The sequence below is a fragment of the Pseudoalteromonas holothuriae genome (assembly GCF_945859825.1).
Classification (GTDB): Bacteria; Pseudomonadota; Gammaproteobacteria; order Enterobacterales; family Alteromonadaceae; genus Pseudoalteromonas; species Pseudoalteromonas holothuriae.
Map to the genome: position 1 here is coordinate 33,040 of NZ_CAMAPC010000004.1, position 21,914 is coordinate 54,953.

The 21,914-nt window shown below is 39.6% G+C and carries 21 protein-coding genes; 4 read left to right on the forward strand and 17 right to left on the reverse strand.

Annotated features, from left to right (window positions below; all coding sequences use genetic code 11):
• Positions 1-44: 44 nt before the first annotated feature.
• Genes OCI93_RS06510 through OCI93_RS06530 form a run of 5 tightly spaced genes read right to left on the reverse strand, consistent with a single transcriptional unit; the run spans position 45 to position 3,792 of the window.
• Positions 45-653 (reverse strand): SCO family protein, encoded by a 609-nt coding sequence (locus OCI93_RS06510; protein WP_261593088.1) that lies wholly within the window; start codon positions 651-653, stop codon positions 45-47.
• Positions 650-1,555, reverse strand: coding sequence for a heme o synthase (gene cyoE / locus OCI93_RS06515; RefSeq protein WP_261626070.1), 906 nt, complete (start codon positions 1,553-1,555; stop codon positions 650-652). Before cyoE ends, OCI93_RS06510 begins: the two co-directional genes overlap by 4 nt.
• Positions 1,552-2,565 carry a COX15/CtaA family protein gene (locus OCI93_RS06520; protein ID WP_261626071.1) on the reverse strand — a complete coding sequence of 338 codons (1,014 nt, stop codon included), beginning with the start codon at positions 2,563-2,565 and terminating at the stop codon, positions 1,552-1,554. Before OCI93_RS06520 ends, cyoE begins: the two co-directional genes overlap by 4 nt.
• Positions 2,566-2,575: 10 nt before the next feature.
• Positions 2,576-3,076 carry a transmembrane cytochrome oxidase associated protein gene (locus OCI93_RS06525; protein ID WP_261626072.1) on the reverse strand — a complete coding sequence of 167 codons (501 nt, stop codon included), beginning with the start codon at positions 3,074-3,076 and terminating at the stop codon, positions 2,576-2,578.
• Positions 3,073-3,792, reverse strand: a complete 720-nt coding sequence (locus OCI93_RS06530) for an SURF1 family protein (protein ID WP_261593091.1) — start codon at positions 3,790-3,792, stop codon at positions 3,073-3,075. Before OCI93_RS06530 ends, OCI93_RS06525 begins: the two co-directional genes overlap by 4 nt.
• 11 nt (positions 3,793-3,803) lie before the next feature.
• On the opposite strand from OCI93_RS06530, the gene OCI93_RS21070 reads away from it, so the two are divergent.
• The gene (locus tag OCI93_RS21070) at positions 3,804-4,106 is read left to right on the forward strand and encodes a DUF2909 family protein (RefSeq protein ID WP_315942707.1); all 303 of its coding nucleotides are present in this window, start codon (positions 3,804-3,806) and stop codon (positions 4,104-4,106) included.
• Here the strand turns inward: OCI93_RS21070 and OCI93_RS06540 are convergent.
• From OCI93_RS06540 to coxB, 4 genes are read right to left on the reverse strand one after another with little or no spacing between them, the layout of a single operon-like run.
• The gene (locus tag OCI93_RS06540; RefSeq protein ID WP_261593233.1) at positions 4,012-4,887 is read right to left on the reverse strand and encodes a cytochrome c oxidase subunit 3; all 876 of its coding nucleotides are present in this window, start codon (positions 4,885-4,887) and stop codon (positions 4,012-4,014) included. The genes OCI93_RS21070 and OCI93_RS06540 overlap by 95 nt on opposite strands.
• Before the next feature lie 6 nt (positions 4,888-4,893).
• Positions 4,894-5,445 carry a cytochrome c oxidase assembly protein gene (locus tag OCI93_RS06545; protein WP_261626073.1) on the reverse strand — a complete coding sequence of 184 codons (552 nt, stop codon included), beginning with the start codon at positions 5,443-5,445 and terminating at the stop codon, positions 4,894-4,896.
• Complete coding sequence (gene ctaD, locus OCI93_RS06550; RefSeq protein ID WP_261593093.1) at positions 5,445-7,028, reverse strand: cytochrome c oxidase subunit I; 1,584 nt, start codon at positions 7,026-7,028, stop codon at positions 5,445-5,447. Before ctaD ends, OCI93_RS06545 begins: the two co-directional genes overlap by 1 nt.
• Positions 7,025-8,170: a cytochrome c oxidase subunit II gene (coxB, locus tag OCI93_RS06555; RefSeq protein ID WP_261626074.1), complete on the reverse strand. Its 1,146-nt coding sequence runs from the start codon at positions 8,168-8,170 to the stop codon at positions 7,025-7,027. Before coxB ends, ctaD begins: the two co-directional genes overlap by 4 nt.
• Positions 8,171-8,738: 568 nt before the next feature.
• Here coxB and OCI93_RS06560 point away from each other — a divergent pair.
• The gene (locus tag OCI93_RS06560; protein WP_261626075.1) at positions 8,739-9,896 is read left to right on the forward strand and encodes a M23 family metallopeptidase; all 1,158 of its coding nucleotides are present in this window, start codon (positions 8,739-8,741) and stop codon (positions 9,894-9,896) included.
• A 20-nt stretch (positions 9,897-9,916) separates the two neighbouring features.
• On the opposite strand, the gene OCI93_RS06565 is transcribed toward OCI93_RS06560, so the two are convergent.
• From OCI93_RS06565 to queA, 6 genes are all read right to left on the reverse strand, one after another.
• Positions 9,917-10,468: a hypothetical protein gene (locus OCI93_RS06565; protein WP_261626076.1), complete on the reverse strand. Its 552-nt coding sequence runs from the start codon at positions 10,466-10,468 to the stop codon at positions 9,917-9,919.
• Between the two features lie 74 nt (positions 10,469-10,542).
• The gene (secF, locus tag OCI93_RS06570) at positions 10,543-11,487 is read right to left on the reverse strand and encodes a protein translocase subunit SecF (RefSeq protein WP_261593097.1); all 945 of its coding nucleotides are present in this window, start codon (positions 11,485-11,487) and stop codon (positions 10,543-10,545) included.
• 9 nt (positions 11,488-11,496) lie between these two features.
• Complete coding sequence (gene secD, locus OCI93_RS06575; RefSeq protein ID WP_261626077.1) at positions 11,497-13,356, reverse strand: protein translocase subunit SecD; 1,860 nt, start codon at positions 13,354-13,356, stop codon at positions 11,497-11,499.
• Positions 13,357-13,381: 25 nt separating this feature from the next.
• Positions 13,382-13,720, reverse strand: coding sequence for a preprotein translocase subunit YajC (yajC, locus tag OCI93_RS06580; RefSeq protein WP_261593099.1), 339 nt, complete (start codon positions 13,718-13,720; stop codon positions 13,382-13,384).
• A gap of 31 nt (positions 13,721-13,751) precedes the next feature.
• Positions 13,752-14,876 (reverse strand): tRNA guanosine(34) transglycosylase Tgt, encoded by a 1,125-nt coding sequence (gene tgt, locus OCI93_RS06585; RefSeq protein ID WP_261626078.1) that lies wholly within the window; start codon positions 14,874-14,876, stop codon positions 13,752-13,754.
• A 358-nt stretch (positions 14,877-15,234) separates the two neighbouring features.
• The gene (queA, locus tag OCI93_RS06590; protein ID WP_261593101.1) at positions 15,235-16,275 is read right to left on the reverse strand and encodes a tRNA preQ1(34) S-adenosylmethionine ribosyltransferase-isomerase QueA; all 1,041 of its coding nucleotides are present in this window, start codon (positions 16,273-16,275) and stop codon (positions 15,235-15,237) included.
• Positions 16,276-16,525: 250 nt separating this feature from the next.
• On the opposite strand from queA, the gene OCI93_RS06595 reads away from it, so the two are divergent.
• Complete coding sequence (locus OCI93_RS06595; protein ID WP_261626079.1) at positions 16,526-19,033, forward strand: GGDEF/EAL domain-containing response regulator; 2,508 nt, start codon at positions 16,526-16,528, stop codon at positions 19,031-19,033.
• A 155-nt stretch (positions 19,034-19,188) separates the two neighbouring features.
• Positions 19,189-19,386, forward strand: a complete 198-nt coding sequence (locus OCI93_RS06600; RefSeq protein ID WP_261593104.1) for a hypothetical protein — start codon at positions 19,189-19,191, stop codon at positions 19,384-19,386.
• A gap of 13 nt (positions 19,387-19,399) precedes the next feature.
• Here OCI93_RS06600 and OCI93_RS06605 read toward each other — a convergent pair whose 3' ends face one another.
• Together OCI93_RS06605 and OCI93_RS06610 are read right to left on the reverse strand one after the other, a co-directional pair.
• A complete protein-coding gene (locus OCI93_RS06605) occupies positions 19,400-20,323 on the reverse strand; it encodes a hydrogen peroxide-inducible genes activator (protein WP_261593234.1) in 924 nt (307 codons plus the stop codon).
• A 313-nt stretch (positions 20,324-20,636) separates the two neighbouring features.
• A complete protein-coding gene (locus OCI93_RS06610) occupies positions 20,637-21,905 on the reverse strand; it encodes an inorganic phosphate transporter (protein WP_261593105.1) in 1,269 nt (422 codons plus the stop codon).
• Positions 21,906-21,914: the final 9 nt, after the last annotated feature.

Sequence of the window (21,914 nt, forward strand, 5' to 3'; positions counted from 1 at the left end):
ATTAATGAAGGTGTTAGAGAGTAATGCGAATGTCAGCACGCCAACTAAAATTTGTTGGCATACTGTGCGGCAATGATTTGAAAGTCTTCAGCAATTAAACTTGCATCAATAAGTGGCACTTCTCCCGCCAAAAATTTAGCTTTAAAGATTGCGCTTAAGTTACCTTGAGGATTTATCAATGCAACTGATGCACTGTGATCAACATAATAGTCAGGCTGGTCTGAATTACTAATTGCATAGATTAAGCCCATATTTCTCACTAATGGAAAGAGCTGAGCGTGAACATTACTTAATCCTTTAAACTCTTTATTGAAATAGTCAATATATGCTCTTCGTTTTGAGGCATCATCTCGATTAGGATCAACCGAGATAAACCATACGGTTAGCTTGTTATTCACCTGCAATTGATCATAAACTTGGCTTAGTTTTGCTAATGTCATTGGGCAAATATCAGGACAGTGGGTATACCCTAAAAAGACCAAGGTCCACTGCCCTTTCAAGTCTTTATTCGTGACCATCTGTTGATGTTGATCATATAATTCAAATGCACTCAATGACTTTGCGTTTTTATAGTGAAGTGTATGCTCTGAGACCTCTGGCAGTTCAGTACAAGAGGCCAAAACCATCACAACTAATATCCATAGCCATTTCATTGTAGCAACCATTGGTCAATAAATAATGCAATGAATAATATCAGTAAATAGCTGATAGAAAAACGAAAAAGTGCCATCGCTTGTTGCTCACTCTGGTGCCAGTATAAGTTAATACTTTTACTGATAAATACAGCGTTGAGTAAGCATGCACTACTCAAATAAACCCAGCCTGACATGCCAATTAAGTAAGGTAATAAGCACACAATGCCCAGCAACACACTATAGGCGATAATACATAACTTAGTAAAAGCTACACCATGCGTTACTGGCAGCATAGGAATATTAGCTCTTTGATAATCATTTTTACGCGCTATTGCCAGTGCCCAAAAGTGAGGTGGTGTCCATGTAAATATAATCATCACAAGCAGCCAAGGTGGTGCACTTAAAGTGCCTGTTTCACTTACCCAACCCAGCAATGGCGGCATCGCACCGGCGAGCCCACCTATCACTATATTTTGTGGTGTGGCTCGTTTCAAAAACAAAGTGTAAATCACAGCATAGCCAACCAATGCGCCAAGAGTAAGGATTGTGCACAGCAGGTTACTCCAAATAATTAACAGCGCACAGCCTAATATGGAAAGTATCAAAGCAAACAGCAGTGCATTTGTGATACTCAGTTGGGCACTGGCAATTGGTCTATGCCGAGTTCTAGCCATTTTTTTGTCTATTTCTCTATCTACAATGTGGTTAATGGCAGCAGCAGCCGCTGACAAAAAACCAATCCCTAGCAGACTCATTACTTGAGATACCCAACCACGTTGCATATCTGGTGCCAGTGCAATACCAATCCAAGCAGTCAATACCAACATAAGTACAACTTTAATTTTACAAATTGCTAAGTAGTTGCTTAACACTTGTTTTGGAGATAAATGCCACTTGGCAGGCACATGTAATACTGTCATATTGCAACTCCTTGTTTAGACGTTAATAAAAAGCATAACCGGACCATAGCAAGCAGTAACAATGCTGCCATAATGTTATGAAAAAGAGTAAGCAGTAATGGAAATTGAAGATGAACTATCAATCCACCAAGTACGAGCTGCGCCACTAAAAACGTACAGACTAGTTTTACAGCACTTTGTATTTCAACGTTTTGTTCTTTATAAAAAATTCGCCAGCTAACCCAAAAAAGAGTTACTGCTGTAACAACAGCCCAAATACGATGTAAAAAGTGAATAGATAACCTAGTTTCAAACGGTAATACACCAAATTCATAGTTACTTTGCCCAACGGGTAAATGAAGTAAGCTTTTGATGGAGAATAACTCAATGTTACTGCAAATAGGCAAACCGGAACAATGTGGAGCCGCATAGTTAGCTGCAACCCAACCCCCTAGTGCAATTTGTATAATCAACACACAGAGTGCAAAAATTGCTAATAAAAAAGACCTGTGCTGGTTAGGCCTCGCTTGCGTTATACCACTGTGATGTGTACGTAATAGTAACAACACCAATAACGCGAGAATTGTAAACCCTCCTAATAAATGGCCCATTACAATAAACGGTTGTAGGTTCATAGTAACCGTCCACATACCGAGCATCCCTTGAAACAGCACCAGTACCAGTAACCCAATTGAATGCTTCAATCGAGGACTTACGTGAGGACCATTAGAGAAACGATATTTGAATGCGATAATACATAACACCACGATTAACAACCCCAATAGGGATGCAAAGTAGCGATGTATCATTTCAATCCACGCTTTTTTGGGCTCCACTTGCGCATTCGGAAAATTTTCCTCAACAACAGAAAGCTCATGAGACTCATTAGGCACCGTTAAAAAGCCATAACAGCCTGGCCAGTCTGGACAACCAAGGCCGGCGTTACTTAAACGCGTATATGCACCTAAAGACACCACAACCAAAGCCAACATACAACTTGTCAAAACTAGCAGCTTATATCCTTTATTCATCATTTATTCCTTAGCTACTACGCGCATATTTTAATAATTTTTTTAGATCTTTAATGAGTCCTTTTTGTTCGATACGATTTTTATCCTGATCATCAAAATATGCATACTGTAATACCAACAACCCGCGATGATCTATCAAGTACAAACTTGCTGGTGGCAGTTTCTCATGTAAAGTATAGCTTTGATATTGAGGTGAAATTTGCTCACCAAATGTTCGGTTAAATACCACCAGAGAAACATCTTTTTGATGTTTCCCAAGTGCGATGTAGAGCTTTTCCAATGCTTCAAATTGTACATCACACTGACTTTGACAAGAGTCGGGGGCATTAATGGCAATGCTCCAAAGCTGCTCCCCCTTTGATTGCCAACTGGGAACTCGTAACTCTGAAGGTAAAAACTGACCATGATTTGTAGTGTGCTGCGGTAACCAATCAAGTTTTATAGCAGCATACGCCAATATCAAAGGTACTAAACAGCAAACGATAAAGATTCCAAGAGGCCTTTGTATCATTCGTATTTTCCTCTTTTAATAGCAAAAAAAGCGATGGCACCTGCAGCAACAGCAATTAATAGCCACTGCAATGCATAAGCACGGTGTTTATCAGCAGGCATAACAACATGTTGGTAATGTGGGATTGCCACAATAGCATCAACACCTTGTTGATAAGCGACCAATTGAAATAAGGACTGCTGCGTCGATCGACTTAAAAACTCTAAATCCACATATTGTAAAAGCTGTGGTTGCTGTATATTCATATTTGACTTAGAAGCTAAGGTGAAGCCCTTGATATCTTTGGACTTGATAATCACTTCAAGGGATACCTCATGTTCAGGTAAAGAAATAGAAGGTGTTTTGCGCATACCCAAAGCTTCAACAAACCCCAAATTGACCAACACCTTTTTGTTTGGATAGTCATTTAAGGTAAAAAGTGCCAAAGCGTCAAACCCCGCCTTACCATTGAGTACTTGGTTGTCTAGAAACCAAATTAAGTGAGAAGAGAAGCGCCCTTTAAGTATCGTAGACAAACCGTTATTTTTTGCAGCCGATAATGAAAGTGTTTGTATTGCACTTAGCCCTAACTGCAAATCTTGTTGCTGTTGCAGTTGTTGTTTATCTGCAGCACGCTGCCACTGCCAAAGCGCTAATGCTAAACAACTAAAAATTACTACGGTGACTAACACCAAGGTAATAACTGAACTAGACTTGAGCTTAACTCTTTGCTGCATAAGGACTCACTATGCTAATTAAATTTATTATTATTTTTTTACTGCTATTTATTATTTTTAATTTATTTAGAGCATTATTTTTGATGCTGCAAAATCCTACTGAAGGAAAACCCATGTCGCTCTATTTAGGTCGTCGAGTTATTTTCTCCGCAGTTGTTTTAATCATTATAATCATTGCTGCGAAGTTAGGTGCGATTCAATTGAATCGCACCCCAAGCCTTACAGCACATATACAAATACAAATAAACATAACCAAACAACGTCCACAAAATGCCAATACCAAGCAGCTGCTTGAAAGGCAAAATGTTGTTTAGCAGTAAAATGTCCTTTGAAAAGTCTTAACAATACAATCAATAACAATATTGTTCCTAAAGTCACATGCACGCCATGAAAGCCAGTAAGCATGTAGAAGGTATTTCCATAGATACCCGCTTGTAAAGTCAAATCTAAATCAGCATATGCATGCATATACTCAAGTACCTGTAGCGCTAAAAATATACATCCCAGCGCTACCGTTGCACCCAAGAATAGTTTTACTTTTGCACGTTGGTCTTGTTCAATTGCCACATGTGCAAAATGTAAAGTAACAGACGAAGTAAGTAGTATAAGAGTGTTGATCAACGGCAATCCCTGCCATCCCATTGCTTGTGTCGTCTCTCCTGCAGGGGTTGACAGCAGGGGCCAAACAGCTTCAAAAGTAGGCCACAATACCTCATTGGTCATTGCGTTATTACCCGCACCGCCAAGCCAAGGAACAGACAGCACTCTTGCGTAGAATAAAGCACCAAAGAATGCTCCAAAGAACATTACTTCAGAAAATATAAACCAACTCATACTTTGTCTAAATGAGCGGTCCATTTGAGCTGAATACAGCCCAGTTTGAGACTCATGGATAACATTTTTTATCCAACCAAATAGCATATAAAACAGAATAATTAGGCCTGCATATAATACATATTGGCCATAGCCCACATCACTGGATAACTGCATTACCGTAAGGCCTGCGCCTACGGCTATCAAAAACATCGCCACGGCTCCAACTATTGGCCAATGACTTTGCTCGGGTACATAATATTGCTCATACTTTTCCATTATTATCTCCTAACCTGCCTGTTGCTTAGCCGCTACCGTATTGCTTGCCGTAGCTTCGCTAATATCAAATACGGTATACGACAGGGTAAGCTCTTCAATCTCTTCGGGTAATTCAGTATCTACATAAAATACTAACGTGAATTCAACTTCTTGGTTGGCAGAAAATGGCTGCTGATCAAAGCAAAAACACGCCATTTTATGTAAATATTTAGCTGCCTTACCTGGACTAACCGAAGGTACTGCTTGCATAACCCTTGCTTCAGAGCTGAGGTTCTTCGCACTAAACTTCACTTCTACCATTTCGCCAGGGCTCACATTAACGCTATATTGGCGTGAATTAACTTCAAATGGCGCATTTCTTTGACTGTGGGTAGTGAAACTCACATCAACAGTCCTAGAAGTAAGTACCTTATTACTCTCAGTAGCTACTTCTAAGGACGGTTTTCCATTTAAGCCTGTTACATCGCAAAACACATCGTAAAGTGGCACCAACGCAAAGGCAAAGGCAAACATACCAATCACTACTAGTGTCAGCTTTTTTAACAAGCTACTGTGAGGCATTACTTCACCTCTGGCGGTGTTGAGAAAGTATGATAAGGCGCAGGCGAAGGCACTTCCCATTCTAGCCCCTCAGCACCATCCCATACTTTATCTGGCACAGCTGCACCGCCTTTCGCACACTTGTATACAACGGCAACAAACAGGAGTTGAGATAAACCAAAAGCAAACCCACCGATACTTATCAGAGCATTAAAATCAGCAAACTGAAGTGCATAATCAGGGATCCGTCTTGGCATACCTGCAAGACCAACAAAATGCATTGGGAAGAACAGCACATTGACACTCACTAAAGATAACCAAAAGTGTAATTTTGCTAACCTCTCGTTATACATATGCCCAGTCCACTTTGGTAACCAATAATAGGCACCAGCCATGATTGAAAATATTGCTCCAGTCACTAACACATAATGAAAATGTGCCACAACAAAGTAGGTATCATGATATTGGAAATCTGCAGGTGTAATTGCCAACATCAACCCAGAGAAACCACCTAAGGTAAACAATACAATAAATGCAATTGAAAATAGCATTGGCACTTCAAAACTAATTGATCCTCTCCACATCGTTGCGACCCAGTTGAATACTTTCACACCCGTAGGTACTGATATCAACATGGTTGCGTACATGAAAAATAGCTCTCCAGCTAACGGCATTCCCGTTGTAAACATGTGGTGTGCCCATACGATGAATGACAATAAAGCGATGGATGATGTGGCATATACCATCGATGCATAACCAAATAACTTCTTGCGAGAGAAAGTAGGTATGATGGTAGAAATAATACCAAACGCAGGTAAAATCATAATGTACACTTCAGGGTGACCAAAGAACCAAAAAATATGCTGGAACATCACGGGGTCCCCCCCACCTGCCGCATCAAAAAAGCTAGTACCAAAATACTTGTCGGTCAAAACCATTGTGACAGCACCTGCCAATACGGGCATGACTGCAATTAACAAAAATGCCGTGATCAACCAAGTCCAAACAAATAATGGCAGCTTCATCCAAGTCATACCTGGGGCTCGCAAATTCACTATAGTTACAATGACATTAATGGCACCCATAATAGAGCTAATACCCATAATATGAACGGCAAAAACGAATAGCGCTGTATTGTCATTACTGTAAGTTGTAGAAAGAGGTGCATAAAAAGTCCAACCAAATGCAGGTCCGCCTCCCTCCATAAACAAAGACATCAATAAAATTGCAAAGGCAAACGGTAATATCCAAAAGCTCCAGTTATTCATTCTAGGTAATGCCATGTCAGGCGCACCGATCATCATCGGGACCATCCAATTTGCAAGGCCAGTAAAAGCAGGCATAACAGCCCCAAATACCATAATCAAACCGTGAACTGTTGTCATTTGATTAAAAAAGTGAGGGTCAACTAACTGTAAACCTGGCTGAAAAAGCTCAGCTCTAATTACCATCGCCATGGCGCCGCCGATTAAAAACATCGTCAGCGAAAAAATTAAATATAATGAACCAATGTCTTTATGATTGGTGGTATATAACCAACGTTTAAATCCCTTAGCTGCATGATGATCATGATGATTTTGTTCTGATTGCGCTACGGTGCTCATTTACCAGCCTCCTTATTTGCATCTATACGTGCCTGTACTTCGCTCGGTTGTATTACTTGGTCTAAGTCATTTCCCCAGCTATTGCGCTTATATGTCACAACCCCTGCAATTTCTTTTATAGATAATTGCTTGGCAAATGCTTGCATTGCGGTTCCAGGTTTACCATGCAAAATAATATCAATGTGATCTTTGACCTCACCTAACACAATAGGGCTGCCTTTAACCGCAGGAAAGACACCGGGTAAACCCATACCTGTAGGCTGGTGACAAGCGGCGCAATATGCCATGTACACTTGTTCACCTGTTTGCATTAATTCGTCTTTACTGAGGGTTTGATCTAACAGTGCAACGCTTGCAGCAGCAGCCTCTAGTTTTTGCTGCTTTGCATTAGTTAACCAATGTTCAAACGCTTCTGGCGAGCGCGCATCTACCACAATCGGCATAAAACCATGATCTTTACCACATAGCTCAGCACACTGACCTCTGTAGATGCCCTCTTCATTTACACGTGTCCAAGCTTCATTGATAAAGCCTGGATTCGCATCTTTTTTAACCGCAAAATCAGGTACCCACCACGAGTGAATTACATCATCTGACGTCATTAAAAAGCGTACTTTTTTGTCTGTAGGAATAACCAAAGGCTTATCTACCTCTAGTAAATAGTTTTCTGATTTTTCTTCTAAATCATCAATTTGTGCTCTTGGCGTAGATAGCACAGAGTAAAAGTCAACATCATGCCCCATATATTCATAATGCCACTTCCATTGTGAACCAGTTACTTTAATGGTTAAGTCAGCCTTACTCACATCCTCCATTGCAATCAGAGTTTTTGTCGCCGGAACAGCCATGGCTACTAAAATAACAAAAGGAATTGCAGTCCAGAGTATCTCAACCTTTGTGCTTTCATGAAACTGCGCTGGTTGAGCACCTTTAGACTTTCGATGGTAGATCATAGCCCAGAACATTACTGCAAAAACCACTACCCCTATTGCACAGCAAATCAAGAATATAGTCATATGGAGCTGATAAACATTTTGACTGATATCTGTGACACCTTCGCGCATGTTAAATGCACTATTGCCATAGGAAAATAAAGGAGTAGTAAGCAAAAATGCACTGACCACCGATAGGTATTTGTTCATTTGACGCCTCCTGCGTTATCCATTTGCTAACTGAGGCAAACGATGAATAACCATTATTATTATTTGGATGACTGTCTAAACATGTGAACTTCATCACAAGTTAACTACACGACAACTAAACAATTAGTCAATAAATGAACAATTAGCAAGTTTTAGCTGTTTTTGATATAAAACTTTGGAAGTGCTTGATTGCAAGAGAAACTACTTAGTGCATTTTCACATCAAACAACACAATAAAGACACAAAATAGTCTATTTAACTCATATTTTTAGATTGCTTAGAGCATTGGCAGCGCATATAAGCAAATTTGTTTAATCATAAGGGTTTTGCAGTTTGTACCTGCTTACCTAATACTAGGTTTAAAGTGACTGTTTTTTATAAAATATTCGACCTTTAAACAAAATAATATCAGATACGTTCATATATATTTTCTCCCCTTCGATACTGGTTTCCAGACTTAAACCGTAAACAAATGATGACAAAGACCCCCAAATCAACACCATTTATTTCACACTAAATTTACATTCAATCTATAATCAATGAGCCGATTGTTTAAAAAGGATACAACATGAAAACAATATCAACTGCATTAATACTAGGTAGCTTACTACTCTCAAAAGCAGTCATAGCACAAGGGCAGCATAGTCACATCAGTGAATTCACTTTCGATGAACAGGCTCTTAAAAGCCTCCAGTTATATTCAATTCAAGTAATAGAAGAGCAGTCTTTCTTGTTTAGTAATTCGTTACAACATTATGATTTAGAAAACTTCCTCATGAGTTATGCTCCACATTTAGAAAGTAAAAAAGAAGTCCTGCTGCACTGGTCAGGTTATAGCAGCATCAGCCCTAAGTTATTACTTGCTTTGATGGAAACACAGAGTCAAGTGCTCAGCACACCCAATAAACAAAACTTAAATGCACCGTTTGGTAACCTTTCAACTCATAAAGGGTTTGATAAACAAGTTGAAGATATCGCGCTGTCACTCAGTAAACGCTATTATGCATATCAGCAATATGTCGAACTGAATATAAAAAATACGCTTGTGTCCACTAATGCCAGCACCGTAGCGATTGTGAGCATGTTGGAAAATCAGCGCACTGATTTAAATAAACTACTTGTTCAATACGAGCTCTTATTTGGTAAAAGCATGTTGCAAGCCAATGAAAAAAACCATATTCAAGTGCAAAATGTACAGCCACAAGTCAATTTCACTATGCGACTACCTTGGCCTTCTGGAAATGCATGGTACAGCGGTGGAGCTCATTCAAATACAGGCTCAGGTTACCCTTATTCTTCATTAGACTTTAACAATGGTTCAGGTGGCTGGGGAAGCAACACGCCCTGGGTACAAGCATCCCACAGTGGGCGTGTTACTCGCTACTCATCTTGTAGTATTCGCGTAACTCATTCTAGTGGCTACGCTACTCAATACTACCATATGGACAACTTGCAATATCAAAGCGGCGATACGATCTCCTCGGGTGCGTGGCTAGGTCGTTATGCTAACAATAGAAATCAAGCTTTATGCCAAGGAGGTAGCTCTAGCGGGCCACATGTTCACTTTTCATTACTTAATAATGGCCGTTTTATCTCGTTACATAACTGGTACATCAGCGGCTATCGAATAGATGTAGGCAACTCGAACTATGATGATAATTGTTGGAATTTTTATTTTGAAAAAAATGGCTATGTGACTTGTGCATGGAACCGTTTATATAAGTAAATTCTTATATTGCACACTGACTAGTAACTGTAAGTTAAGTGTGCATCTTCCTCATTTATTAGGCTCTTTTTTACAAGCTGTAGGTGCGCCATCAATTCTGCTATCTCAACTTGTGCAATGTAATAATTACTTTGCTGCTCCCCAAAATTACTTGCCAAAGATAACAAAATAATGGGCTGTATTAACAAGTCTTTAAGGTGATAACAAATAGGTAGCTCAAATTGCGGAAGTAAACTTTGAATATATTCATCAGAACGCTGTTTTAAAGGATTTATTTGCAACTCATTTGATATTAATAACAACTGCGAAATATAGTCCACGCACTGTGATTTTTGATCAGCAAATACTGCGAGCATGGTTTGCGCCGTGATATGAAGCTCATCACTTTGTGTTTTAAGCGCTTGCCGCTTTACATCTGCATATAAAGCAAGCTGTAACTTTTGTAGCTGTTCACTATATGTATTCAACAAAACCAACAATTTAGGCGAATCATGCACTTGCAAAGATTTATTTTGCTCAATACACGCTGTAATAACTACACATGCTATTATCACAGCGAATGTTTTAATCATTAAAATTGTACCTACTCAATGCCAAAAACTATAAAAAAAGCCGCATTGACGCGGCTTTTTTTAATTATTTAGTATTAAGGCATCGCATCAAGATCGGCGCCTTCTTTTTCTACTTCAACTGGAATTAAGTCTTCTTTACTTACCCCCATTGCAACAGCAACTGAGCTGGCAACATAGACAGAAGAATAAGTACCGATGAAAACACCAAACAACAGTGCTGTGGCAAATCCATGAATTGTTTGTCCACCCCATACAAATAACGCGACCAATACCAATATAGTGGTAATTGATGTTACTAATGTACGGTTAAGTGTTTGAGTTAAAGAAATATTAATTATTTCAATTGTATCGTCAATGCGCACTTTTCTGAAGTTCTCACGGATACGGTCTGAAACAACAATCGTATCATTTAACGAGTAACCTATAACAGCCAAAATCGCAGCTAATATGGTTAAGTCAAACTCAAGATCAAGTAACGAAAACAATCCCATCGTCAAGATCACATCATGGAACAAAGCAGCAACCGCACCAAGTGCAAAACGCCACTCAAAACGAAATGCGACATAAATCAAGATACAGATCATGGCAGTTAACATAGCTAAACCACCTTGTTCTTTGAGATCCTCACCGACACTTGGTCCTACAAACTCGATACGACGCATTTCTACACTACTATCAGCCTGTTGTAATGCAGCAATAAGTTGATTACCTATCTCTTCAGCTTTAACATCATCGCCACGAGGCGCTAAGCGAACCAGTACTTCTTGACTGGTACCAAATAGCTGTACCGATGCATCTGCAAACCCATTTTCAGCGAGTACATCGCGAATATTTTTTAAATCAGCTGGCTGTGAAAAACCAACTTCAACGGCAGTACCACCCGTGAAATCTAAGCCAAAGTTCAATCCACGAATTGCCATTGAAGCAATTGACGCCACTATCAGCAGCGCAGAGAAAGCCATTGTAAGCTTTCTTGCCGACATGAAGCGGATAGTGTCTTTTAAGTTTAATAACTGCATACCCGTCTCCTAGATAGAAAGCTTCTCAACACGTTTACCACCAATACAAAAATTGATCACCGCACGGGTGCCAACGATGGCTGTAAACATGGAAGTAATAATACCAATCGCCAACGTCACTGCGAACCCTGCAATTGGTCCTGTACCAACTGAGAACAAAATAATTGCAGCAATTAGCGTGGTGATGTTAGCATCAAAAATTGTGCTAAATGCACTATCATAACCGTGATGTACAGCTTGCTGAGGACTACGACCATCGGCTAATTCTTCTCGAATGCGCTCAAAAATAAGCACATTTGCATCCACAGCCATACCTACCGTTAACACAATACCTGCGATACCCGGTAAGGTTAGTGTCGCCCCAGGGATCATCGACATAACGCCAACGATTAATACTAAGTTCGCCGCTAATGCAAGGTTTGCAACTAACCCGAAACCTTTGTAATAAGCCAACATAAAGGCTAATACAAATGCAAAACCTAGCCCCACAGCCGTCATACCTGCATCAATATTTTCTTGACCTAAACTTGGACCTACCGTGCGCTCTTCTACAATTTGGATTGGTGCAACCAAAGCGCCTGCACGAAGTAATAAGCTCAAGTTATGTGCTTCGGCGGGGTTATCAATTCCAGTAATACGGAAAGAGTTATTTAACCGTGCTTGAATTGTTGCAACATTAATGACTTCTTCGACTTTAATTGGCGGTAGTGCTTTACCACTTGCATCTTTCTTACCTGATGGTTTGTACTCAATAAATACTGTTGCCATGCGCTTACCGATAGCACGTTTAGTAAACGCATTCATTTTTGCGCCACCTTTACTATCAAGGTTAATACTCACTTGTGGACGCTGGTATTCGTCCATGCCAGACTGCGCACCAGTTATATGACTCCCTTCTAGGATGATACGTTTTTTCAATACCACAGGAAAGCCATCTTTGTGGTTAATGACTTCAGTACCCGGTGGAATACGCCCTTGTGCAGCAGCGCGCACATCAGCATTTTCATCCACTTCACGGAACTCTAAAGTGGCTGTGGCACCTAAAATCTCTTTCGCTCTTGCAGTATCTTGTACACCTGGCAATTGCACAATAATACGCTCGGCACCTTGTCGCTGAACATTGGGCTCAGCAACACCTAGTTGGTTAATTCGATTGCGGATGATAGTTTCGTTTTGCTTGATAGCATAGTCACGAATTTCTTTAAACTTCTGATCGCTTAAATTCACATAAAATGCAACATCATTGCTACTGTCATCAATAAAGTTATAAAGCGGATAACGACTTTGTAAGAAGCGCTCTGCAGCTTCTTTATCAGTCGCCTCACGCATCGTTACTTGTAATCTATCGCTGCCAGCGACGCGACGTACTGAGCGATAACGTAACTTTTCTCCACGCAAGTCGCTCTTAAAATCTTGTTCCATGGTCTCAAGCGCGTTATCAAGCGCAGTAACCATATCTACTTCCATAGTAAAGTGCACACCGCCACTTAAATCCAAGCCCAACTTCATTGGATTACCACCTAAGGCTTTTAACCATTCAGGTTGTGCAGGGCTCATATTAATCGCAGAAATATAGTCTTCACTCAAATTAACACGCAATATGTCTTGCGCTTTCAGTTGCTCTTCTACATTTTTAAACCGCACCAATACTTGACCATTCTCAAATACTGACGACTTTACTGTGATGTTGTTCTTTGCGAGTGTATTATTTACTTGATCTAGCACGCTTAAGTCAGCACTAGCACCTTTGGTACCAGAAATTTGTATAGCCGGATCACGGCCATACAAATTTGGTGTGGCATATAAGATACCCACAGCCAACACAACGAGTACCAGTAAGTATTTCCACATTGGATACTTATTTAACACTGGATTATCCCTTTTATTATTTTTCTTACAGTGACTTCATTGTACCTTTCGGTAGAACAGCAGAAACTGCTGATTTTTGTACCGTTACTTCAGCTTGGTCATTAAGTGCAATAACGACAAAATCTTTATCATCAGCAACCTTCGTAATTTTACCTACCAAGCCACCTTGAGTCAGTACTTCATCACCCTTCGCTAATGCACCCATTAGGCTTTTATGATCTTTAACACGCTTAGCTTGTGGACGGTATATTAAGAAGTAAAATACCAGACCAAAAATAGCCAGCATAATCAACATTTCCATACCACCACCTGCAGGCGATGCACCTGCAGTGCTTGCATGCGCACTCGACATAAATAAACTCATAACACTTCCTCTTTAAATTTTATATTTAATCTTATTCAGTTTCTGCTAACGGTGGTACAGGTTGACCACGGCGTGCATAAAAATCTGCTACGAAGGCATCTAACTCACCTTTACTGATAGCATTGCGTAATCCTTCCATAACACGTTGATAATAACGTAAGTTATGAATTGTATTTAAGCGTGCTCCTAAGATTTCATTACATTTATCTAAATGATGTAAATAAGCACGAGAATAATTTTCACAAGTATGACAGTCACACTCAGGGTCTAATGGACCCGTATCCGTTTTATGTACTGCATTGCGAATTTTAACGATGCCACCGGTAATAAATAAATGACCATTGCGCGCGTTTCTTGTAGGCATGACGCAATCAAACATATCAATACCACGCCTTACGGACTCTACTAAATCTTCAGGTTTACCAACTCCCATCAAATAGCGAGGTTTATCTTCTGGCATTTTATAAGCACAATGATCAAGGATGCGGATCATATCCTCTTTCGGTTCACCGACAGATAATCCACCTAAAGCGTAACCATCAAAGCCAATATTTTCTAAACCTTTTTGTGACTGTGCACGCAACTCTGGATACATCCCACCTTGAATAATGCCAAACAGCGCAGATGGATTATCACCATGCCCTTCTTTAGAGCGTTTAGCCCAGCGCAGTGACAATTCCATTGAATCTTTAGCTTCTTTCTCTGTTGCAGGATAAGGGGTACATTCATCAAAAATCATGACGATATCAGAGCCTAAATCACTCTGTACTTGCATCGCTTTTTCTGGAGATAGCATGATTTTCTCACCATTTACTGGTGATTGAAACATAACGCCTTCTTCAGTGATTTTACGCATAGCACCTAAACTAAACACCTGAAAACCACCAGAGTCAGTCAATATAGGCTTGTCCCAGTTCATAAAATCATGAAGGTCACCATGTTGTTTAATAATTTCAGTACCTGGGCGCAACATTAAATGAAAGGTGTTACCAAGACAAATTTGCGCGCCAGTGCCTTTTAACTCATCAGGAGTCATACCTTTAACAGTACCATACGTACCCACAGGCATAAATGCGGGGGTCTCTACTACACCTCGTTCAAAAACAAGACGACCACGACGCGCTTTACCATCTGTACAGTCTAATTCAAATTTCATTATTACCTCAAAGTCGGAAAAACAGTCCAACGTTAACAGTTGCTAACAACAAAGCAGTTTAACAATCTGGTGAAAAAACTGCCCAATTCTACCTTGTTTGCTTGAGTAATTCTAATTATTGGGCCGAAAATACGGTTTTAAAGATAAGGGAGAGTAAAACAACGTAAACAAATAAAAAACCCAGCATTCGCTGGGTTGATATTATTTTACTTCAAGTTTGGATAAGGGTTTTCAAATATGGAATACTTTGTCACCTATATTACTTGCATCCAATGATGATATCTCTTTCAACAGAAAAACAATCCAGAGAATAAGCACTACAGCCTTATTAGACAAATTCGCTTATTCAGAACTAAGACTACTTTGTAAGCTGTTTAGATAAAAACATTGCATCACCATAACTGAAGAATCGATATTTTTGTTCTATCGCTGTGTTATAAGCCTGCATAATATTATCTTGACCAGAAAATGCACTTACGAGCATTATCAAAGTTGATTCTGGTAAATGAAAGTTAGTCACCATCGCATCAACTACGTTAAATTCATATCCAGGGTAAATAAAGATATCAGTGTCGCCAGTAAAAGCTTTTAGTTCTCCACCATGCACCTTAGCTGCTGACTCCAAAGAGCGCACTGAAGTAGTTCCAACAGCAATAACTCTCCCGCCTTTAGCTTTTGCTGCCGCAATGGTATCTACCACCTGCTGTGGTACTTCAATATATTCGCTGTGCATGACATGCTCATCAACCGACTCTACACGCACGGGTTGGAATGTACCTGCGCCTACATGCAACGTAATAAACGCCATTTCTATGCCTTTATTTTTGATGTTTTGCAACAGACTTTCATCAAAATGCAGCCCCGCTGTTGGCGCTGCGACAGCACCTGGCTTTTCATTGTAAACGGTCTGATAACGCTGTTTGTCTTCTTCTTCATCCGGTCTATCAATATAAGGTGGCAAAGGCATATGGCCAATTTCTTCTAGAATATCAAATACACCTTGCTCACCAGCAAATTGTAATTCAAACAACTCCCCCTGACGACCTAACATTTTAACTTCGGCTTTACCTTCAAGAATCAAAGTAGTACCCGCTTTAGGCGATTTACTAGAGCGAACATGTGCCAACACTCTATGCTCATCCAGCACACGCTCGACTAATACTTCGACCTTTCCTCCTGTCGATTTTTGTCCAAACATACGTGCTGGAATCACTTTAGTATTGTTAAAAATCATGACGTCATTGGGTTGCAGCATATCCACAATATCAGTAAAAATTTTATGGGAAATAAGACCGCTATTTCCATCAAGAGCCAGTAAACGGCTACTTGAACGCTCTTTTTTTGGATGACGAGCAATTAATTCATCTGGAAGTTCAAAACTAAAATCAGCTACGCGCATGACAACATCTCATGTAAGGAAATTGGCGCCAAGTCTAGAGATCCCTGTAGGCTAAATCAAGTGCTTGTAACCTTGCGAAAATAGCATTAACCTAGCACCGTTATATAAAGCCTAAAGTTGATAATTTGCAAGTAATTATAAATGTTCTGTTATTTGAAGTGATTAACAATAAAAATCAGCTAGTTAAAGTTTATTCAGTACCGAGGTGTCGCTTGTTGTTTAATTTTAAATTGGAGTTAAGGCGTTAATTGTGGCCAAACAATTAAATTTATTGATTGTAAACTCTAGTGAGCAAGAGCGAAATACAATAAAAAATACCCTACATAGCCTTGATGTCTTCACTTTTGTTGAATGTGAAGACAGTCAAATTGCCTTGCAGTTTCTCAAAAAGCAGGCTGTCGATGTGGTAATTACTGGGCTGGACGTTGGCAAAATAGATGGCTGGCGTTTTTCACGTATGGTTCGTTCAGGTTTACTACAAACCCCAAAAAATACACCTATTCTATTAATTCCACCTATTTACTGCGAGCGTATAGCTGAAACAACAGCTAGAAGCTATAGCATTGATGCTGTATTGCCTTTTGAGCGCCATGCTCAACTGCCACATACTTTAGCGAACGTGCTATCTACACATTTAGAGAAAAGTAGCCGCCTAAACCTTTTATTACTTGAACCAAATCAGCAAAGAGCTGATGAAATTTGCCAACACCTATCTCTGGGCTTTGCTTGCCAACACGTCCATACCACCCATGATGCCTTATCGCTTTTTAGGCAGCAAAGCTATGCTATTATTTTACTTGATGCAACAGCAACCCGTGGTAATGCAGCTAAAGAACTTGTTGGCAGTATTTTAAAACATAACCCCAACCAAGCTATTGTCACCATAATTGATAGCAGAGATGCCGATTATGCTGAACAGCTATTATTACTTGGTGTGACCGATTTTGTTCGTGAGCCCTACGATATTTCAATTTTAAGCAAAGTCTGTGACCACGCTGCTCGTCGTGAAGATTTTATGGTTAGTTATGCTGAATTTGAAGAAAAGGTATCGCAATTAAGTCGCAGCGAACAAAACTATAAGGACCTATTTTCTGCGCATCAGCGTATCTTATTACATCTCAATACGGTCGTCATGGAATTAGATCAACAAGGGTTAATCCGCTTTATTAACCCTGCTTGGGAAGCATTATCTGGGTTTGGCATCAAAACAAGTTTGGGGCAGTCTCTGTGCCAATTTGTCACAGCAGAGCATCGTAATGCGCTACAAGAAGTGCTTAAAAAGATAATTAATGCGCAGCAGCAGCAAGCCAAAATAGAACTACAAATAGCTCACCAAAAGCAACATCAAATATGGGTTGAGTGTCGCTTTCAATTAATCAAAAATAGTAAAAGCAAAGTAACGATTACAGCAACGCTAGATAACATTCATGAACGAAAACAAGCAGAACTACAACTACGCCACTTAGCACTACATGATACATTAACGGGTTTGCACAACAGATATTATTTTGACCAACAACTGAACAAAATATGTGCTTCAGTAACACAATCTAAACATGTAGAGCATGCTTTACTGTATATAGATTTAGATCACTTTAAAATCATCAATGATAGTAAAGGACACCAGCAAGGCGACATTGTTTTAAAAGAAGTGTCGCAGCTGTTTGGCAAAAATATCAGTGATGAACATTTAACCTTCCGCATTGGCGGTGACGAATTTGCAATTATTTTAAGCAATACCAACTTACTTGATGCGCATATAGCTGCTGAAAGTATTTGTATGGCAATTGAAAAACATAAATTTCACTCTGAAGAACATAGCTACTCGATAAGCTGCTCAATTGGCTTAACACAAATTACGATAGAAAATCATGATGCGAATGAGTGCTTAAAACAAGCGGATATTGCCTTATACATTGCCAAAAACTTAGGCCGTAACTTAGTGCATTGCTACACTAAAGAAGACGCTAATAATAGCACATTGCAAGCAGGTTTAGAGTGGGGACATAGTGTCAGAGAAGCGCTGCAAAACAACCTAATAGAGCTACACTATCAACCCATTTGGGACTTTAAAAATAATACCATAGCCTATTTTGAGGCACTATTGCGCTTAGTTATAAAGAACGAACTCATTTATCCAAATCAGTTTATACCTGCACTGGAGCTACTTAATGATACTTTCTTGATGGATCAATGTGTGATTAAAAATGCCATTGCAGCTGTGGCTGCTCACGACTCACTAAATCAAATAGCAATCAACCTCTCTGCACAATCATTTTTAGATGAGCGACTACTTCCTCATATACAAGCCTGTTTAGTAGAACATCAGGTGGCAGCTGAAAACATTATTTTTGAAATTACAGAATCTGCAAGCATCAATAATCTTAGCGCAACTCAGTCTATGATTGCGAAACTAAATCAACTAGGTTGTCATTTTTCAATTGATGATTTTGGTACTGGTTTTAGCACCTTTAGCTACTTAAAACAGCTACCAGCACAGCATGTAAAAATTGATGGCTCATTTGTGCGCGATATGCTTAATGACCCAATTGATTTAGCATTAGTAAAAGCCGTGCACGACATTAGTCATTCGCTAGATAAGCGCTCTGTTGCGGAGTATGTTGAAAATATCGAAATATTTAAAGCGCTAAAAGAAATTGGTGTTGATTATGGCCAAGGCTTCTTTATTGCTCGCCCAATGCCTATTTATGAACTCAAAAAAGCCATTCCAACTATTTTATCCTGTAAAACAATCTGATAAAAGATTTATACAAAAGTCGACTTTTCCTTCCGGTAAAGTCATCTATAATTACCTTATTATAGGCTGTCCAGCTAAGCTGTTGATTTTTGCTTTTTAACTGGACATTCAATGGATTGAGTTACATCACCTTATGGATGGCTAGGAGTGTAATCATGTACCAATTAATGATTTTTATTTTTATAATCAACACGTTAATCGCTATTCAATGTTACCGTAATGCGCGAATAAAAGGCTATCCCAGTAAGCTATTTGCTGTTTTGGGCTTGATACCTTATTTCAATTTAGTGGTTTGGGTTTATTTATTGTTCTTACCTAACCTTAGCTCAGCTAATAAATTTGAGCCTTCTTAGAGCGCTTTGCGCTCTAATTTTCTTTTTTTGCTTGCTCACACTGTTGATTTACAAACTCTCCAACTTTTTCGCTAAATAAACGAAAATCGTGGATCCGACCCGTTGTTTTACGCCACAATAAGCCAATCTCTCTGTATGCATCACCCAAAACCCCATTAGTAACAATAGGCTTACCTTGTAAAATACCCGCATTAAGCGCCATTTGAGGTAAAAAAGTAACTCCATTTTGATACTCAACCATGCTCAGCAAAGTATGTAAGTTAGCGGCTTCAAACGGATTAATACAATCACTTCTATTTAAATGACAAGCACTCAACGCATGACCTGTCATGCAATGTTCTCTTTCTAACAAAAAAACACTTTTATCTGGTAGTAAATTCAGGTCGCTAACATCAGCGGCAATTTCATAATCTTGGTGATGCACCAGTGAAAAATGATCTTTAGCCAATACTTGCGTATGAAAACGCTCTGTATGATAGGGTAAAGCCAACATGGCCATGTCGATATGCCCATGCTCTAATTTATCTAATAATTTGTCACTGGTATCCTCAACGAGCACCAATTGCAATTGATTAAACTGCTGTAAGCAAAATTGATAAAGGGGAGCCGCTATAAAGCTGGCCACAGTGGGGATCACTCCAAGTGTCAATTTGCCTGATAATGGGTGCTTATAGCTTTTAGTTAGCTCTTTTACACTCATGGTATCAGCGATTATTTTTTTCGCACGTATTACTACTTCCTCACCTATATCGGTGAACATCAAACTTCGATTTTCACGCTCAATCAGCTGACAACCTAAGGTCTCTTCAAGCGTCTGAATCGCACTACTTAATGTAGACTGACCTATAAAGCAGGCTTCGGCTGCTCTACCAAAGTGCTGATGTTGATGTACGGCAATTAAATATTGAAGTTGTTTGATACTTGGCAAGTTGGTCACGATACATGAATTTACATAGAAATATAATGGCACTCAGTATAACCATGATAACTAACTAGTAAAACCTTCTTTACCAATTACATTAAATAAATGATCAGATATTGCGATAGATAAATAACTTAGAAACAAGGAAAAATTCTGGTATGTAATTCTTCAAAATGAGAAGTTTTGAACGCAATTAGCATCAAATCAGTTCCCCAAAATGATTAAGTGTTATTGCAAATTGGTATTAACTAAAAGGACCCATATAAATAAAAAGACCCCAGCACCAGGTACTGAGATCTTTTCAAGCTAAAAGTCTGTCTTTCTAAGTTTAAACGCCGAAGGCAGTTCTTAAAATGTAGAATATAACAATAGCAAGCGCAGCGCCAACTGGCAATGTAATCACCCAAGAAACTACAATGTTTCGGATAACACCCATATTCAGTGCGGCAATTCCACGAGCCATACCTACACCCAATACAGCACCAACCAACGTTTGCGTAGTAGATATCGGTAAGCCAGTACCCGATGCAATTACAACCGTTGATGCTGCAGCTAACTCTGCCGCAAAACCTCGACTTGGTGTTAAATGAGTAATCCCTTCACCAATGGTTTTAATTACTTTTTTACCGAGAATAGCAAGACCCGCAACAATACCTAAGCCACCTAAAGGTAAGATCCACCAAGCAAGTGCAGCTTTTGCAGTCATCATACCTTCATTCTCAACAATATTAACAACAGCAGCTAATGGACCTATTGCATTGGCAACATCATTAGAACCATGTGCAAACGCCATACAACAGGCCGTTAATACCATTAATACCGCAAATACTTTTTCAACATTATTAAACTGCATTTGCTTATCGGCTTGAGGGTCTATTTTCAAGCGAGCAATAGCCATCTTACCAACCAGTCCTACCACTACCGCAATACCAATCGCTAAAGCATACCCTTCAACGGCGCCTAGATTAACTCCGATATGCTTTAAGCCTTTTTTGATAGTGACTAGCGACATGATAAAGCCCGCTAACCCCATATATATAGGTACATAACGTTTGGCATTTTGTAGCGGTGCAGAAGTGTCAAATATGAGTTTCTGTGCACTCATAAAAATCAAATAGGCTATAAAACCGGAAATAGCAGGAGTAACCACCCAGCTACCAACAATACCCGCAACTTTACCCCACTGAATTGCTTCACTACCCACAGCAACAAGTGCAAAACCAATAATTGCACCAATAATAGAATGAGTTGTCGAAACTGGCCAACCTAACATTGAGGCCAATAATAACCAAGCTCCAGCGGCAAAAAGTGCCGAAATCATACCTAAAACCATTAGCTCAGGAATATCAGCAAAAGGTGTGGCATCAATAATGCCCTTACGAATTGTTGAAGTAACTTCACCACCGGCTAAGTATGCACCCGCAAACTCAAAAACCATGGCGATCAAAATTGCCTGCTTGATAGTTAGCGCTTTTGAGCCAACCGACGTACCCATCGCATTAGCAACATCGTTTGCGCCAATACCATAAGCCATAAAAAAACCAACTGCTGCTGCAATTAATATCAGCACAGTGCCGTAGGATGCAATGAATTCCATTGTAAAACC